Source organism: Rhodomicrobium sp. Az07 (assembly GCF_018619475.1).
Lineage (GTDB): Bacteria > Pseudomonadota > Alphaproteobacteria > Rhizobiales > Rhodomicrobiaceae > Rhodomicrobium.
The window spans coordinates 1-15,583 of record NZ_JAHFZG010000002.1; the positions used below are offsets into that span (position 1 = coordinate 1).

General features: G+C 62.0%; 12 protein-coding genes. 1 reads left to right on the forward strand and 11 read right to left on the reverse strand.

What is annotated here, in order from left to right:
- Positions 1-156: 156 nt before the first annotated feature.
- From KKP04_RS15865 to KKP04_RS01665, 9 genes are all read right to left on the reverse strand, one after another.
- On the reverse strand, positions 157-525 hold the full coding sequence (locus KKP04_RS15865) for a hypothetical protein (protein WP_371818679.1): 369 nt from the start codon (positions 523-525) through the stop codon (positions 157-159).
- Positions 526-647: 122 nt separating this feature from the next.
- Positions 648-2,261: an ATP-binding protein gene (locus tag KKP04_RS01630; protein ID WP_215025663.1), complete on the reverse strand. Its 1,614-nt coding sequence runs from the start codon at positions 2,259-2,261 to the stop codon at positions 648-650.
- Positions 2,251-4,413: a Mu transposase C-terminal domain-containing protein gene (locus KKP04_RS01635; protein ID WP_215025666.1), complete on the reverse strand. Its 2,163-nt coding sequence runs from the start codon at positions 4,411-4,413 to the stop codon at positions 2,251-2,253. Before KKP04_RS01635 ends, KKP04_RS01630 begins: the two co-directional genes overlap by 11 nt.
- Positions 4,410-5,246, reverse strand: coding sequence for a TnsA endonuclease N-terminal domain-containing protein (locus KKP04_RS01640; protein ID WP_215025669.1), 837 nt, complete (start codon positions 5,244-5,246; stop codon positions 4,410-4,412). The genes KKP04_RS01635 and KKP04_RS01640 overlap by 4 nt, the downstream gene beginning before the upstream one ends.
- Positions 5,247-5,396: 150 nt before the next feature.
- Positions 5,397-7,217, reverse strand: coding sequence for a glutamine--fructose-6-phosphate transaminase (isomerizing) (gene glmS / locus KKP04_RS01645; RefSeq protein WP_215025672.1), 1,821 nt, complete (start codon positions 7,215-7,217; stop codon positions 5,397-5,399).
- A gap of 137 nt (positions 7,218-7,354) precedes the next feature.
- On the reverse strand, positions 7,355-8,584 hold the full coding sequence (locus tag KKP04_RS01650; protein ID WP_215025675.1) for a GTP-binding protein: 1,230 nt from the start codon (positions 8,582-8,584) through the stop codon (positions 7,355-7,357).
- A gap of 156 nt (positions 8,585-8,740) precedes the next feature.
- Positions 8,741-10,084 (reverse strand): bifunctional UDP-N-acetylglucosamine diphosphorylase/glucosamine-1-phosphate N-acetyltransferase GlmU, encoded by a 1,344-nt coding sequence (gene glmU, locus KKP04_RS01655; protein WP_215025678.1) that lies wholly within the window; start codon positions 10,082-10,084, stop codon positions 8,741-8,743.
- A 196-nt stretch (positions 10,085-10,280) separates the two neighbouring features.
- Positions 10,281-11,195, reverse strand: a complete 915-nt coding sequence (locus tag KKP04_RS01660; protein WP_215025679.1) for a neutral zinc metallopeptidase — start codon at positions 11,193-11,195, stop codon at positions 10,281-10,283.
- Entirely contained in the window at positions 11,192-12,334 is a 1,143-nt protein-coding gene (locus tag KKP04_RS01665) for a malonyl-CoA decarboxylase (protein ID WP_251133839.1), read from the reverse strand. The genes KKP04_RS01660 and KKP04_RS01665 overlap by 4 nt, the downstream gene beginning before the upstream one ends.
- 446 nt (positions 12,335-12,780) lie before the next feature.
- Between KKP04_RS01665 and KKP04_RS01670 the strand changes: the two genes are divergently transcribed.
- Positions 12,781-13,509 carry a GntR family transcriptional regulator gene (locus KKP04_RS01670; RefSeq protein ID WP_215025685.1) on the forward strand — a complete coding sequence of 243 codons (729 nt, stop codon included), beginning with the start codon at positions 12,781-12,783 and terminating at the stop codon, positions 13,507-13,509.
- Between the two features lie 98 nt (positions 13,510-13,607).
- Here KKP04_RS01670 and KKP04_RS01675 read toward each other — a convergent pair whose 3' ends face one another.
- Positions 13,608-14,732: a hypothetical protein gene (locus KKP04_RS01675; protein ID WP_215025687.1), complete on the reverse strand. Its 1,125-nt coding sequence runs from the start codon at positions 14,730-14,732 to the stop codon at positions 13,608-13,610.
- A gap of 154 nt (positions 14,733-14,886) precedes the next feature.
- Positions 14,887-15,360 (reverse strand): histidine kinase, encoded by a 474-nt coding sequence (locus tag KKP04_RS01680; protein ID WP_215025691.1) that lies wholly within the window; start codon positions 15,358-15,360, stop codon positions 14,887-14,889.
- Between the last annotated feature and the right edge of the window lie 223 nt (positions 15,361-15,583).

Below are 15,583 nucleotides of genomic sequence, written 5' to 3' on the forward strand. Positions count from 1 at the left end.
TCAGTGATAGGACTACGACCAGGATTAGACATAAGACGATCCCTCAAGGAACCGTCACACTCGCAGCCGTTCGAGCAAAATGGAAGGTGAGGTCAGAACACCGCTTACGATTAAGGTCTTGCCTGACACGTTGTTTCAGGTCGTTTCTGGCTTTATTCATCTCGATGCGCCAGTGGCTACAGCCATGTTCGGACCCTTCAGGCGCTGGTGCTCTTTTGCCCATGTTGTAGCATGCGGTGACGAAGGTCTCGACGAGCTTGCGTCGTGCAGCCCTGCTCCGCGCATCACTTGCGCAAAGGCTTGCGCCTCTTGAAGGGTAAGGGGCCTATGGTCCAGGCATCGCCCTGGAACGGGCCGAACCGCTTCACGAGTTATCCGATGCCAAAGGCGGTCGACGGCGCTGGCGCGGATGCTTCGGCGGGTCTCGTCCTCGATGGAGAGGCCCGCGCCGCGCTGTTTGATGGTGAGCTTTTTCGACACAAATCGCCGGTGCACCTCCTGCCAGTTGGTCGCACCGTCGAGCATCGCGATCGCAACGCCAGCCTTCTGAAGCTCCGCCCGGAAGGCGCGCGTAACTTCCACCGTTTGCGGATCGGTCGATCAGCCGTGGTTCGTGCGCACGAGGCCGAATCCTTCACGCGCGCGCTTCAGTGCAGGAATTCGTTCGGCATGGGCTTGATCCAGCCGGCGTTCCGCAGCGCTTCGTATGCCGAAAGTCCTTTCTCCTTGCCTTCAATCGTGAGGGCCGGGAGATCTCCCGGCCCTACGTCCGGTTTGACCTTCGGCCGACGCCGCGGCTTGGCCGGTTTCGCCTCGGAGCCGCGAGCGTGCAATTTCTCGGCAATGCAGGCTATAAGATCGAGAGGACCGAGGCCAGGGTTGGAAGCTCTCGCTTCGGCAAGCAGGATAGCCGCGACGTCAGGCGCGATGCCGATACCTTCCAGCGCCCTCAACAAAGGATCAGTATCGTTTTCGGCGCTGTTCGTGACCTTTCCGACTGGAGCGACATGAACCGGCACGGACGGCGTTAGTCGAGCTGTTGCATCGCTGAAAGCCTGCATCACATGATCCTGTAACGGTCGAATATCGTGGTATTTGGCGATCGCCTGCCTGTCGTTCCGTTTCAGCGCGTCGATCATGGGGTAAACGACGCGAAAGCTTTCCTTAGCGACGTGCTTGAGCAGGCCCACATCGACGATCTCCGGCCGCCCGCGCATAGCGCCGAGTTGCAACGCCCTGAGCTGCGTCAGCATGAACAGCTTCACCACGATATCGAGGATGCCCTGACTTTCTTCATAAAGAACGCAGCGTATCTCCTCGGTAAGCGGCGCCACTTCTCTCGTCCACTGATAGGTCCACATCTTCTCGATGAAGTGTCGCCACGCTGGTCCGTCTTCCATGCGTTCCCACACGAGACTACCGAGGCCGCTCGCACGCCGCGCTTGCCGAAAATCGCCTTGCAGGAGCGGTAAGGCGCCGAGCGTACCGATGATGATCACAGGGATGCCGATGGTGTTCACGAGCGTTACCAGAAAATTCAGCATCGCATCGGGCCCTGTCCCGCGCGCCTGGTTGAGATGCTGGATCTCGTCGATCACAAGGACGCCAACGGCGTGAAGGTTCGAGACATGGGCCATATGCACCATCATTTCGTCGATGGAGATTCGCCTGGCACCGTGTTTGCCGAGATAACGTGTGCCGAGCAGCCGATCGATCTCCTTGAAGAAGGAGATGCAGAGCTGCTTCGGCGAGCCGACATAAGGGCAATCGAGCTTCACCCAGACCACTTGATCGAGGCTGAATGGCTCGTCGTGATGGATCACCTGCGGATAGAGCTCCAGAACTCGCTCGATCCCCTTGCTCTTGCCGACACCAGAGCAGCCGATGAGCGCGAAAGAGGAGGCGGTCGAGCGGACCGGATGACGAAAGGCGAGCATGTCTTTTTGAACGACGCGTTCATGGCCGTCCTGCAGACGCCTGATGTAATCTTGCGTCCTGATGTTGCGGCTCAGATAGCCCTGCCGTAGTAGCGCCGCGAAGGAGGCCTCCAGTTGCAGGTGCCGTTCGAGCGGCTCGAAGTAGCGCCCGAGACGCTGGATGCAATGGGCGCGGATATGGGCGGGAAGCTGCCGCTCGCTCGCATCGAAATGCGGCGGATCGGCGAGCGCGCGCCATGCGTCTGCTGGCGACAGCAGCAGAGGCAGCTTCGCAATCAGCGGGTTCTCGCGATATTCCGGCAGCTCCTCTCGGTCATGGTTCATCGCCGCTTTCCCCCTTCTCGAAGCTGCGAAGAAATTCCGTGATGTCCGGCAGGCTGTAATCCTCGGGTGGTTTGCCGGTCCGGAACGGCAGCACCTCACCCCTTCCGGCCTTCTTGTCGAGCGCGGGAGTAGGCGAACGGAATGCTTCACGTGCCCGTTCGTCCTCCCTCTCCGCCCGACGATTTTCCCGGAGATTCTTCACGCGCCTGCTCTTGCTTTCGCCGGTTGGCTCCGGCCGCATCGCCTCGGCCTCGCCGATGATGGCTTTTATGGAATCAGTCAGGTTCACTTGCGCCTGCAAGGCTTCAGGCTCGTGTCTTGCATCCTGCCGGCGCTCATCTTTTCGGATCTGGTCGATTTCCCACAGCGTCCGTCCGCGATGATGGCGGCTCTTGTCGGTCAGCGCACAGGGAATGAAATCGAGACGGACGGCTTCATCGTGAAGGTAGACCTCGTCCATCGAGCGGGGCTCGTACGAGATCCTTACCTTCCAGGTGCCCTTCTGTCGCGCACGCTCGAACCAGTGCTCCGAAAGGGCCTTCGGGCAGCTGTAATAGCAGCCGGCGTAACGGATGCCCGCCGCAGTGACGGTCGCCTCGGCGCTCGGCAGCAAACTCAGGCGCACAAGTTCCGCCGGGAACGAGCGCAGCCTGCCGCTTCGGTGGGCGATGCCCCACTCCCAAAGGTCGATCGGGATGGCCTTGACTTGATCCGCGATCATCTGCGGCGGCTTCTCATAATCGCGGATGAGGTGTCGGGTGTTGTAGTACAGCACGCTATGGAGGATGATGCGAGTAAACTGGTCGATGTCGAGAACAGCGTCGAGCCGGTAGTCAGTGCCGCCGCGCGCGCGAAAATCGTCGCCGACATAACCCGGAACATACGCCTTGAACCGTGACGGGAGCAGGCGGAAGCGCTGCTCTACGATGCCTTTCCAGTCCGCTCGATAGGGGGCAGCGTTTTCGACGTGGACCTGAAAGTTGTTGATCAAAGTCTCTATCATGCCGCCAGCAATCTCACCGCGATCGCCGAGAAGCACATCCGGCAGAACCTTGCAGGGCCAGTCCGCGTCGCCGATGTCCAAGCTGAATTGCTTGCAGTAGGCCACCTTGTCCGATGCGGCATTGGCGAGAGCCATCATTGCACCGACCCAGGATGGCCCTTCGAACCCTACATAAACGCCCGCGATCATGCGGCTGAAGACGTCCACCACCACGTAGAGCACGGGCCGTCCGACGATCTTGCTACGGTCGTAGCGAGAGATGAGGTAGACGTCGGCTATCGTCGCGTCGATCTGATAGCGCGATCCGGGGCCTATGGTTTCGGCTGTGGAAGAGCCAAGGATCGCCCGCATGTCCTTGTCGTAGACGCGCGGGGAGCGGCGCGTGCGCTCAACCTTGAAGACGTCGTTGTCCCTCTCGAACCAATAGCGGAATTGCCGCAAGGTAGGAGCGCCTTTGTCCACTACCAGCACTTGTTGCCCGGTGTGTTCGTCGATGGCGCGCCGTGAGAAATGCGCCCGCATCACCTCCTGCCAAGCATCGCGCAGATCCATCTGTTGCCGCGTTGCGAAGCGCCGAGTGATTACCGCGCGGAACATCGAACGGATCTCCGGCGTGATGTTGATCCCTTCCTCCTCGCCGCCGACTTGGCTTCGCCCGCGTTTTTTCGCCGAAACGGCCTTGTCCTTGCCACGACCGCCGCAGTTTCCGTAGTCGGGCAGCAGCGCGTTCGGCGTCAGGCCCCGCTGCCAGTAGCGGCGCAACAGGCGGTAAAGGGTTTGATTCGTCGCTCCGGTACTCGCCATTGCTTTCGTTATCGCCCGCCCACGCTTGATTTCATCGAAGATCGCCGGCTGATCCGAAATTAGCGGCTTGATCATCAGCCAGCCACGATTCCTCTTTGCGCGGTGAGAAGCGGGGATTGCGTCTTCAACAACAGGGCGCAACCACGGATCGCTGGCTGCATGCCGCCAGACGCCCGCTTCCCGCAGCCTCTCCATATCTTCCATAATGCGAAAGACGGGAAGCGCCCGCGCCGCATGGATGTCGATGGCGTAGAGCCCCCTGTTGGCTGGGTCGATCCAGAGCACTCGCTCAACGAGGCCGTCCGCCGGATATTCCAGAAGCTGATTGACCTCGATGTCGTTCATAGTGCCGACCTCAGGCGATCGATACGATGCGCCGTGAAGCGCTCAAGCGCCACATCGTCATCCAGAGGCTCGTCGATCGGAAAGCGGAGCTTCTTTCGCGCCAGCAGATGGCGCACCAGCATAAGAGCCGTTCCTCGCTCGAGCGAAAAGCCTTCGTCGATGTCGGCGCAGGACTGCCTTAGGGTGCCTGATCGGCGGGCCGAAATCTCCCGCAAAACGTGTTCGGCCATTTCGTCGAGATAACCAGGATATGGCTGATTGATGTGCGAAAGCGTCCCGTAGCTGTGCACCCATGCGATGTTGCGCACGGCAACCTTCGGAATTTCACGTTCCGTGACGATGCCCCAGTCCACGTCCTGTTCAAGCCAGTAACGCCGCTCGATCTCGAGCTTCTCCAGAGTCCGCGGCTTGTCGAGGTCGGAAGCCGGCTTCACGGCCCGCGCCATGAGTTTGAGTCTTCTGTCCTGAACGACGTCGAGAAGAAAATCCGTCGTCATGACAAGCGGCGTGCGCGTGGCCGAGTCGCAGGGGTGAGCCACGTCGAGTTGCGCGGCGATGCGCTGTGTCGCGTCGCGCTGAAGCGGAAACTGCTCGCGGATATCGGTGACTGAGTCTGACCAATCGGCGAGGTAGAACAGGCCGCACTCGATGTCCGAAAGCAGATGATGCACCCGGTCCGTCGTAAATCCCTGAAGCCGGTGCGAACGTCCACGCGAGGGTACATCCCGAATAGTCAGCCAAGGGAGATAGTCTCGCCCCCGGCCCTGACCGCGACCTTCCTTGAGAAAGCGCTCTATCTTGTCTTCATCGAAGCCATATCGCTGGCGCGCCATCATCCCCCCAGAGTGGAGCGGCTTTTATCCGCCACTCCACCCTTAGAAGACGCGATTTCAGGATGATACTATTTTGTCGAGGATGATTATTTATTGTTCAGGATGAAACATTTTTGTCACCGGACACCAAAAATCCCGCCGAAGCCGCGCCTATTCCACCGTCACCGACTTCGCGAGGTTCCTCGGCTGATCCACATCGGTGCCCATCGCCACCGCCGTATGATAGGCGAGAAGCTGGATCGGCACGGCGTAGAGGATCGGGTTGACGAGGCTGTGCGCCGTCGGCAGCACGAAATTCGCCTGCGCCTTGACCGCCGCTTGCGCTTCGGGCGCGTCCGAGAACACGACGAGCTTGCCGCCGCGCGCCGCCACTTCCTGAAGGTTGGACACGGTCTTTTCGAACAGCGCATCCTTCGGCGCGAGCGCGATCACGGGCACCGTCTCGTCGATCAGCGCGATGGGGCCGTGCTTTAACTCGCCCGCCGCGAAGCCTTCGGCGTGGAGATAGGAGATTTCCTTCAGCTTCAGCGCGCCTTCGAGGGCCAGCGGATAGCTCGATCCGCGCCCGAGATAAAGGACGAGCGGCGCCTTCGCGAGCGTCTGCGCCAGCGCGTCGAATTCGTCCTCGCGCTTCAACACATCGGCCATGAGGCGCGGCACCTGCACGAGCGCGCTCACAAGCTCGGCCTCGTCGGCGGCCGACAGCACGCCGCGCTTGCGCCCCGCGGCGATCGCCATACAGGCCAGCACCGATAGCTGGCACGTGAAGGCCTTCGTCGAGGCGACGCCGATTTCCGGCCCCGCCAGCGTCTGAAGAACCGCGTCCGATTCGCGCGCAATGGAGGATTCCGGCACATTCACCACCGAGGCGATGAGCTGGCCGTGGTCGCGGCAATAGCGGAGGCTCGCCAGCGTGTCCGCCGTTTCGCCGGATTGGGAGACGAGCACCGCGAGCCCATCCTTCGGCAGCGGCGCCTCGCGATAGCGGAACTCGGAGGCGATATCGACATCCACCGGAAGTTTCGCATAGCGCTCGAACCAGTATTTCGCGGTCAGCGCTGCATAGAAAGCCGTACCGCAGGCGGTGATCGTAAGCTTCGACAGCTTGTCGAACGGCAGATCGCCGCCCGGAAGCTCGATGGAATTGTCGGCGAAGCGCACATAATGCGCGAGCGTGCGGCTGATGACTTCCGGCTGCTCGTGGATCTCCTTCGCCATGAAGTGGCGATGGTTGCCCTTGTCGATGAGAAGCGCCGAAACCGCCGTTCGCACGATGGGGCGCTTCACTTCCGCGCCGCTTTCATCGTGGATCGTCACGCCGTCGTGGCTGAGAACGGTCCAGTCGCCCTCGTCGAGAAACGTCACGCGGTCGGTGAAGGGTGCGAGCGCCATGGCGTCGGAGCCGAGGAACATCTCGCCCTTGCCGTAGCCGACGGCGAGCGGGCTGCCGCGCCGCGCCCCGATCATCAGGTCGTCGCGCCCGGTAAACAGGATCGCCAACGCGAACGCGCCCGTGAGACGCGCGAGCGACGCGCGCACAGCCGCCACCGGCTCCGCGCCGCGCTGGATCTCGCGATTGATGAGATGGACGACGACTTCGCTGTCGGTCTGGCTTTCGAAGGTCTCGCCGTCCCTCTCAAGCTCTTCGCGAAGCACGCGAAAATTCTCGATGATGCCATTGTGAACGATGGCGACGCCGCTCGCCATGTGGGGATGCGCGTTCCTCTCGACCGGCGCGCCGTGCGTCGCCCAGCGCGTATGCCCGATGCCCGACGTGCCGTAAAGCGGCTCGGCTTGAAGCTTGCGGTCGAGCGAAGCGAGCTTGCCTTCCGCGCGCCGCCGGGTGAGGACGCCAGCTTCGAGGGTCGCCACCCCCGCGGAATCGTACCCGCGATATTCGAGCCGACGCAGCGCATCGACGAGCCTTGGCGCTGCCGGTTCTTTTCCGAGGATGCCGATGATTCCGCACATGGGGTTTGGCCTTTCCGAAGGTCGAACGACGTGATCGCCGCCGATGCTAGCTGCGCCGCGCGAACGGACAAACTCAAACAATACTACAGACTGTTTCAGGCCGGTTTAAGTTGCGCTTCGGAAAGGTTCGCGCGGCGTCATCCGTTCGGGCCGCGCCCCCATGACGGAAACGGATCTGGAAGCCTCGCCCATGATTTGGGAGTGAACACCGGCTTCTCGGCGTCGCCCACGAGGCAGCGTTCCAGCATCGCCTCGATGCGCCCGCGGTTCATCTCGCCGAGAGCGCCGATGAACACGAGTTCCTGCCGCCGGTCGCCGAAGACCGGATCCCAACGCGCTTTGATCTTCGCAAGCGTTTCTTCGTCCTGCGCCAGACGCGCCTCCGGCACGGCGGCCCACCAGTAGCCCATACCGCCCGTCGCCGCGATGGCGCCCGCGAGGCTGAACTCACCGACCCAGTCGGGACGCGTCGCAAGCCAGAAATGACCCTTCGCGCGCACCACGCCCGGCAGCGGCGTCTGGATGAACTCATGAAATTTGGCGGGGTCGAACGGCCGACGCGCGCGCCAGACAAAGCTCGTGATGCCGTATTCGACATCTTCCGGCGTATGCTCCGCGAAGCCGTAAAGCTCCTTGTACCAGAGCGGGTGTTGATGCGCCTTGTCGAAATCGAACAGCCCCGTGTCGAAGATGCGGGCGGGATCGACGCGGGCGAAATCCGTCTCGATGACACGCGCATCGGGGTTGAGGCTGCGGACGATCTTGCGCGCGGCGTCGAGCTGCTCGGGCGTTGCCTCGGACACCTTGTTGAGAATAACGACATCGGCGAACTCGATCTGCTCCACGAGGAGATTGACCAGCGTGCGGTTATCCTCCTCGCCCGCGACTTCGCCACGGTCGCGCAGGAAGTCGGTGCTCGCGTAATCCTTCAGAAGGTGCGCCGCGTCCACCACCGTCACCATCGTGTCGAGGCGGGCGATATCGGACAGGCTCAAGCCTTCTTCATCGCGAAATTCAAAAGTTGCGGCCACGGGCAACGGCTCGGAAACGCCGGTCGATTCAATGAGAAGGTAGTCGAAGCGCCCTTCGGACGCGAGCCGGGCCACCTCTTTCAGGAGGTCTTCCCGCAGCGTGCAGCAGATGCAGCCGTTCGACATCTCGACGAGCGCTTCGTCCATGCGAGACAGGTTCGCGCCGCCCGCCCGCACAAGGTCGGCGTCGATGTTGACCTCTGACATGTCGTTGACGATCACCGCCACGCGCCGCCCCTCGCGGTTGTTCAGCACGTGGTTCAGCAGCGTGGTCTTGCCCGCGCCGAGGAAGCCCGAAAGGACTGTTACGGGCAGGCGAGTGTCTTTCTGCGTCATGGGAAGGCGGGTCTCCGGGTGGAATGCGTGAGCAATGTTATACTATTGCATAGTGCTCATTCAAGACACTCCCCACGCCGCCAAGGCGAAACAGCACCGCCAGAGACTTGCGAGACGGCGAAACCGCCTTCCCGGCCGGTCGCGTGCGGTTCCGCCTTATTTCGAGTGCTTCTCTGCCTCGTGACGCGCGCGCTTGCGCTTCGCCCACTCGTCCTTGTGGACTTGCGGCGCCCGCGTCAGCGCCAGCGCGTGGGGCGGCACATTCTCGGAAATCACACTGCCCGAGCCGATATAGGCGCCATCGCCGATGGTCACGGGCGCGACGAGCGAGCTGTTCGAGCCGATGAACGCGCCCGCGCCGATATCGGTCTTGTATTTTTTATAGCCGTCGTAATTGCAGGTGATGGTGCCCGCGCCGATGTTCGTCTTGGCGCCGACGCTCGCATCGCCGATGTAACTCAGGTGGTTCACCTTCGCGCCTTCGCCGACATGCGACCCCTTCAGCTCCACGAAATTGCCGACATGCACCCCGGCTTCCAGCACCGTTCCCGGTCGAAACCGCGCGAACGGGCCGATGGTCGAGCCCCGCCCGACGCGCGCGCCTTCGAGATGCGAGAAGCCCCGGATCGTGACACCGTCCTCGATGACGACGCCCTTTGCGAAGATCACGTTCGGCTCGATCACGACGTCCTGCCCGATGATTGTGTCATGCGAGAAGGTGACGGTATCGGGCGCGATGAGCGTTGCGCCACCGGCCATCGCCGCCGCGCGTGCGCGCCGCTGAAAAATGGCCTCGGCCTCCGCAAGCTGGGCGCGCGTATTGACGCCGCGCACCTCGTCCTCGTCGATGATCTCGCAGGCGACGCGAAGCCCCTGCGCGCGGGCAACCTCAACCGCGTCGGTGAGATAGAATTCGCGCTGCGCATTGTCGTTGCCGATTCGATCGAGCAGCGAAAGAATCAGATCGCCGCGAAACGCGAGGATGCCCGAATTGCAAAGCGTGATCGCCCGCTCTTCCTCGCTCGCGTCCTTCTCCTCGCGGATGGCGACAAGCGCGCCCGACGCGTCGGTGATAAGGCGGCCGTACCCCTTCGGATTGCGCGCATCGAAGCCCATGACGGCCATGTCGGCCCCGTTGGCGATGGCGGCCGCGATGCGCGCGAGGCTATCGGGCGCGACGAGCGGCGCGTCGCCGCAAAGCACCACCACGGGACGCTCTGCCGTTTCGAGCGCGGGCCTCGCCTGCAACACGGCATGCGCCGTGCCGAGCCGGTCGCGCTGCTCGAAGAACCGCGTAGCGATGGGCAACTGAAGCGCCTCGAAACCGTTCGCATCCGTTGGAACGATCACGAAGCATGCTTCCGCGCCGGCGGCGGCTGCCGCCTTGACGACATGGGCCACGAGCGGCAAGCCGCCGACCGGATGCAGCACCTTCGGCAGCGCCGATTTCATGCGCGTCCCCTGCCCCGCCGCCAGCACCACCGCATTGAATCCCGCCATCGGTCAAACCCTTCTGCCTTCGCCGGTGCTCTTCATTACGCGTGAAGGCGATCAAATGGAAAGCTCCGCCCTGCCCTTCAAGCATAGCGGTGCGGAGTAAACATTGGCTGCGCTGATAGGGGAAAGCTGTGGCGAGCGCGTGGCGGAGCACGCTTCGACGCCCGTCAAACAGGAGAAGGAAAACCGCACCAGCCCGTCAGATTGCGTCGGCGTTGAAGGTGTTGCAGGCCGCCAACGAACCCGTCTGATAGCCGCGCGTGAACCAGCGGACGCGCTGTTCCGAGGAACCATGCGTGAACGAATCAGGCACGGCATAGCCGCGCGTGCTCTTCTGGATCGCGTCGTCGCCGATGGCAGCGGCAGCGCGAAGCGCCGACTCGATGTCGCCAGGTTCGAGCGTGTTGTTCAGCTTTGCCGTGTGATGCGCCCAGACGCCCGCGTAACAGTCGGCCTGAAGCTCCACGCGCACCTGAATCGCGTTGCGCTGACCTTCCGAGGTTGCGGCCGCCTGAAGGCGCTGCGCCTGCTTGAGCCCCCCTTGCAAATTCTGGATGTGGTGTCCGATCTCGTGCGCAATCACATAGGCTTGCGCGAACTCGCCCGGCGCCCGGAAGCGGCGCTTCATCATGTCGAAAAATGCGAGGTCGATATAAACCTTCTGATTCATGGGACAATAGAACGGCCCCATCTGCGCGCTGGCGAACCCGCAGCCTGACTTCACGCTGTCCCTGAACAACACGAGTTTCGCCGGCTTGTAGCGCACGCCCTGGCTCGCGAAGATTTTCGACCAGGTGTCTTCGGTATCGCCAAGAACGACGGAAACGAAGCGCTTCGCCTCATCGTCCGCCCCGGCGCTTTGCGAGGGCGCGCGCGGCGCCTCGCGCGGGATCTGGATGCCGCCGGGCATACCTTCGCCGCCTTGCAGGATGATGCGAGGGTCGACGCCGAACAGCAACGCTAGGCCGACGATAACGATCACGCCGAGAATGCCGACACCGCCGCCCTGCCCGACCCGGATGCCGCCTCCGCCGGGGAATGGAAACCCACCCCCGCCGCCTTCATCGCGCCGGTCTTCGACGTTCTCGCTCTCGCGGCGTCCCTGCCATCTCATGAGATTGCCTCGCTCTTGCGCTGCACTGCCTTCGCGGCCGGTTCCGGCGCGACAAGGATGGACCTCACAGCTTTCGACGCGGCCACCTGACCAAGGTTCACATAAGCTTCATGGTTACGCTCGATGTCCTTAAGGTCGTATAAATAGTTGACCATGACGCTCAACGAATCGCGAATGCCTTTTTCCGAGGTGTCGCCGAGCCAATTGATCCGCTCCAGACGCGCGCCGTTGCCGAGGTGGAAACGCGCCACGGGGTCGACCGGTTTGCCCTTCGCATCCTTTGCGCGCAGATAATAATGCGCGGCGGCCGCAAGGATGGCGGGTTCGAGCGCGTTGAGTTCCTCTTCGCTGTCGCCGAACTGCCCCTGGAGCGCTGCGTCGAGAAGCTTCCGTTGCGCCGCCGGGAGATAGGACAGGTCGGCCCGGTTTCCTTCGAGCCACGAACGAAAAGTCGGCGCGGGCGACAGCGTCACGAAGGTCTTGAGTGAAGGCTTTTCCTTCTTCAAGTCCTCCGCCACCTGCTTGATGAGGAAGTTGCCGAAGGAAATCCCCCGCAGGCCGTCCTGGCAGTTCGAGATCGAATAGAACACGGCCACCGACGGCTCGGGATCGTCGAAATCTTCGGCATCGGAGGCAAGGAGCAACTGGATCGACGACGGGATTTCGCTGGCAAGCGCGACCTGAACGAAGATGAGCGGCTCGTCGACGAGCGCCGGGTGAAAAAACGCGAAGCAGCGGCGGTCGCCCGGGTCGAGCCTGCGCCGCAGATCCTCGAAACCGTGGATCTTGTGCACCTTCTCGTACACGATCAGTTTTTCGAGGATCGATGCCGGGCTCGACCAGGACAGATGCGCAAGCACGAGGAAGCCGCGATTGAACCAGGAGGAGAACAGGTGGACGAAATCGCGGTCCACGCCCGCGAGTTCCGGATTGTCCTTCAGGCGGCGCAGCAAATCTTCGCGCATGCGCACAAGCGCCGTCGTACCGCCCGGCGCAAGATTGAGGCGGCGGAAAAGCTCCTGCCTCGGGGATTCGACGGCGGCCATGAGCGTTTCGAGCTGTCCGATCTGCGGCTGCTCGACATAGGCCGTCGCAGCGCGCTGAACGGCTTCCGCCTCGGGGAGAAAATGTCTTGCCAAAAAGACGAAAAAAGCGTCTTTTTCCTTATCTGTGGTCAACCGGTAGAGGTCGAGGATTCGTCTTGCGAGAGCAACGCCCGACGCTTCGCCCCTGCTCGAAACCAAAGCCTGGCATAATTCTTCGAACGACTCTTCAGCGTCGGTTCCGATCAACGAAGACAAGTCCAGAATCTGCCTGCCCCGATCGGAAATTTTGCTCAGGATTTCCTGGAAGAAAGAAACATCCATATTCTGGCTGCGCGCCTCGCTGCTTGCGATTGATCAAAGGTGGAGTCTGATCAGGATGATACCATGGAATTCGTGATCGACGTTCGAAAAGGCGGTTTCAGCTTCTTCTCTGTTCGGATTATCCGGGCTATGGCTTCCTTCGCGGTAAAGATCGCCCCCGTGAAATTTTGACTGGGGCGGAAGGATCGTCGAGAGCACGAAACGAGGAGCGAAGTCCTATGAGTTCCCAAGCGGAACGCTTGAGATCGTTGATCGAGGAGGAAATACTCTCCTTTCAGCTTAAGCCCGGCGACAAGCTCGACGAGTGTGGCCTCGCGAAGCGATACGGCACGTCGCGGACGCCGGTTCGAGAGGCGCTTCGTCAACTTTCCGCGAACGGCCTTGTCGACATCCGGCCGCACAAGGGCGCGATGGTCGCGCGCCTCGGCATCCGCGAACTCGTGGAACTGCTTGAAGTCATGGCCGAGCTTGAGGGCGCCTGTGGGCGGCTGGCGGCCAAGTCATGCCTTAACAGCGACATCGAGGCGATGACCGCCGCGCAGGAGGATTGTCGGCGCTTTGCCGAAGCGCACGATCCGAAAAGCTATGCGCGCGCCAACGAGGTTTTCCACGAGACCATCTATGCCGCGAGCCGAAACACTTACCTCGTCAAGATGACGCTCGGCATTCGCAACCGGATCGGTGCGTACAGGCGCTTGCAGCTCGACCACATCAACCGCATTCTTCCTTCCGTCATGGAGCACGACCGCATTCTGCGGATGATCCGCGACGGGCTTCCGGATGAGACCGACAGGCTCTTGCAGTTGCATATTCTCAATATAGGCGGTGAGTTGCGTCGCATGATCGCGCTCATCTCGGAGGGCGAGAACGCTTTCCCCAGCCGCACGCAGATGATGTTCGACGAAGCCGATGCGCTGCATGTGCTGGCGGGCGCGGGCAAGCGATAGAAGCGCCCTCCCGCGAGGCGGAATCGATTCCCACAGGCGCGGGGCGTCTTCGCGGGCGCGTCTCTTTCACCCCGCGTGCCCTTTGCTGGGGCTTTTCCTCAGCGCAGGGCGAGGTCGAACGGACAGAATGAGCGAAAGCACGGACCGCGAGTTCGCTCCGGCGACACATTACGCCGTTCGATCACCTTGCCGTCCACGGCGGCGATGGAAAAGCGATCCGACTGGCGATTGAGCACGAGATGCCACGTCGAGACGCCCTTCGAGCGTTTGGCTCCGCTGGCGACCTCCCACTCAATCAACGCGTCCACCATGCACTGCGCCTGCGGCACCTTGCAGAGCACGATCACGCTACCCGGCTTCAGTGACTGTTTCCGGCTCGGCCACCGGGTCACGAAACCGGCGTGAGAGGCCAGCACTTCCTTCCGGGTCTTCACCTTGCCGAAGTGCGAGACCTTATCGGCGTAAGCGGCCGAAATGAGAGCGAGCGAGCGGGAGGCCTCCTCGTTTTCATAAGTGAGATAGCGCGCCGCGAAACTGCGCGCCTGCGCCTCGACCTCCGCGGACGTAGCGGCGACACCCACGCCAAGCGACGAAACGTCTTTCGTTACCTCGGTGGTTCTGGCCGTCTGGGCCTGCTCGGTGACGCTCCCTTCCGAAGGGCCGTCGAGATCCTTAACGGTGACTTCGATCCCCGTTCCGCGAGCCTGCGCCGGCGAAAACCATCGCACGCTCGTGGGCGGGGCGGATGTCAGGCTCAACACCGCCTTCTCCGGCAACCCGAGCGTGTTAAGATAAGAGCCGACGATGGCATTGCCGGATGCGCTGATTTCCTTGACGCCCGCCATGTCGTGATAGGCGGCATGGAAGCCGACCCGCGCTGACGACGCCATCTGACGCGGCACACCCGCGAGCCAGATCAGCGCGCAGGCCGAGGCGCAGCGCGAATTTGCGGCGACATAGGTCGAGAAACCCTTGAGCCGGATCGCGCGGCCTATGGAGAGCGCCTCCTTCAGCGCGCCGCCATCGCTCGCAAGCGCCACCACGGCATCGTCGGTCATCAGCGCGATGTTTGCGAATTTCTGCGCGTCGCCCGGAGCTATCACACCCGAAACGACAATCACCCGCGTGACGCCATCATGGCTCAAGGTGGTGATGTTGGCCGCGCGGGCGGGGAGGCTGAGAAGCCCGGCGAGGATCGAAAGCGAAACCAGAAGACGATGCATGAGAAAGCCGCGTCCCAATGAAAAGCGGTACACGGCTTTTTATCTAGCAGGGCGAAGCAGTTTTGTCTGTTGCGCGAATGCACCAGCCCCAGCTAAGGATGCATCCGCACACAAATACAACCGCGCAATCGCTCGCCGCCTGTTGTCATGCGCATCATCGCGAGCCGGGAATTGCCGGGTTTTCCTTCTTCGGCTGTTCGACCGTCGCCGCGCGAAGCTGGTAGGTGGTCAACCGGCAGGTGTTCTGCTTGTCGAGTTCGACGAAGGCGGAATTGCGCCGGTCGACCATATCCGCTTCCGTCACGTAGCCCTTGCGCGCCGCGTCGTAATATTTGAAGTCGGCCGTCTCGAACAGGCGATCCACCTTGGCAAGGCGCGAGAATTCGTCCGGCGAAAGCTTTTCGTCCCGGTTGACGTCGGCTTCCTTGAAAAGCTGGCTCACATAAGCGCGCCACTCGTCACAGGTGACGATACCGTCATGATTGAGATCCCACGTCGGGGCGGCGCGGATGAATGTCCCCTCGACCGAGTCGCTCAAGCCGGTGGGAGACGAGCACCCGGCGGCGAGGAGAGCAAGCGAGGCGCTGGCAACCATGACCCCGAGGCGCAATTGTTTGTGATGTGGCATTGTTGTCGACCGCTTCCGTTTCATTCGCCATCGCCCGAGGCAAAGCTTTGAATTGTGGTGCGAATAGGCCGAAACCGCCGCGTCCGTCGTTTTTGCCACAGTTCTTCCTTGCGCGCACCCATTCCGGCATCCCGCATCAAGACCCGCGAAACCAATATTAAGAAGACTTTGCTGTCGTGTCTTAAGCCGCGCTATAAGCCCGCAGGCGAAGATGGTTCCGGGT

Bases quoted from the DNA above. Each gene is read 5' to 3' on its own strand.
- KKP04_RS01675 (WP_215025687.1), bottom strand. From the start codon at position 14,732: ATGCATCGTCTTCTGGTTTCGCTTTCGATCCTCGCCGGGCTTCTCAGC.
- KKP04_RS15865 (WP_371818679.1), bottom strand. From the start codon at position 525: ATGCTCGACGGTGCGACCAACTGGCAGGAGGTGCACCGGCGATTTGTG.
- KKP04_RS01670 (WP_215025685.1), top strand. From the start codon at position 12,781: ATGAGTTCCCAAGCGGAACGCTTGAGATCGTTGATCGAGGAGGAAATA.
- KKP04_RS01660 (WP_215025679.1), bottom strand. From the start codon at position 11,195: ATGAGATGGCAGGGACGCCGCGAGAGCGAGAACGTCGAAGACCGGCGC.
- KKP04_RS01680 (WP_215025691.1), bottom strand. From the start codon at position 15,360: ATGCCACATCACAAACAATTGCGCCTCGGGGTCATGGTTGCCAGCGCC.
- glmU (WP_215025678.1), bottom strand. From the start codon at position 10,084: ATGGCGGGATTCAATGCGGTGGTGCTGGCGGCGGGGCAGGGGACGCGC.
- KKP04_RS01630 (WP_215025663.1), bottom strand. From the start codon at position 2,261: ATGAACCATGACCGAGAGGAGCTGCCGGAATATCGCGAGAACCCGCTG.
- glmS (WP_215025672.1), bottom strand. From the start codon at position 7,217: ATGTGCGGAATCATCGGCATCCTCGGAAAAGAACCGGCAGCGCCAAGG.
- KKP04_RS01640 (WP_215025669.1), bottom strand. From the start codon at position 5,246: ATGGCGCGCCAGCGATATGGCTTCGATGAAGACAAGATAGAGCGCTTT.
- KKP04_RS01635 (WP_215025666.1), bottom strand. From the start codon at position 4,413: ATGAACGACATCGAGGTCAATCAGCTTCTGGAATATCCGGCGGACGGC.
- KKP04_RS01650 (WP_215025675.1), bottom strand. From the start codon at position 8,584: ATGACGCAGAAAGACACTCGCCTGCCCGTAACAGTCCTTTCGGGCTTC.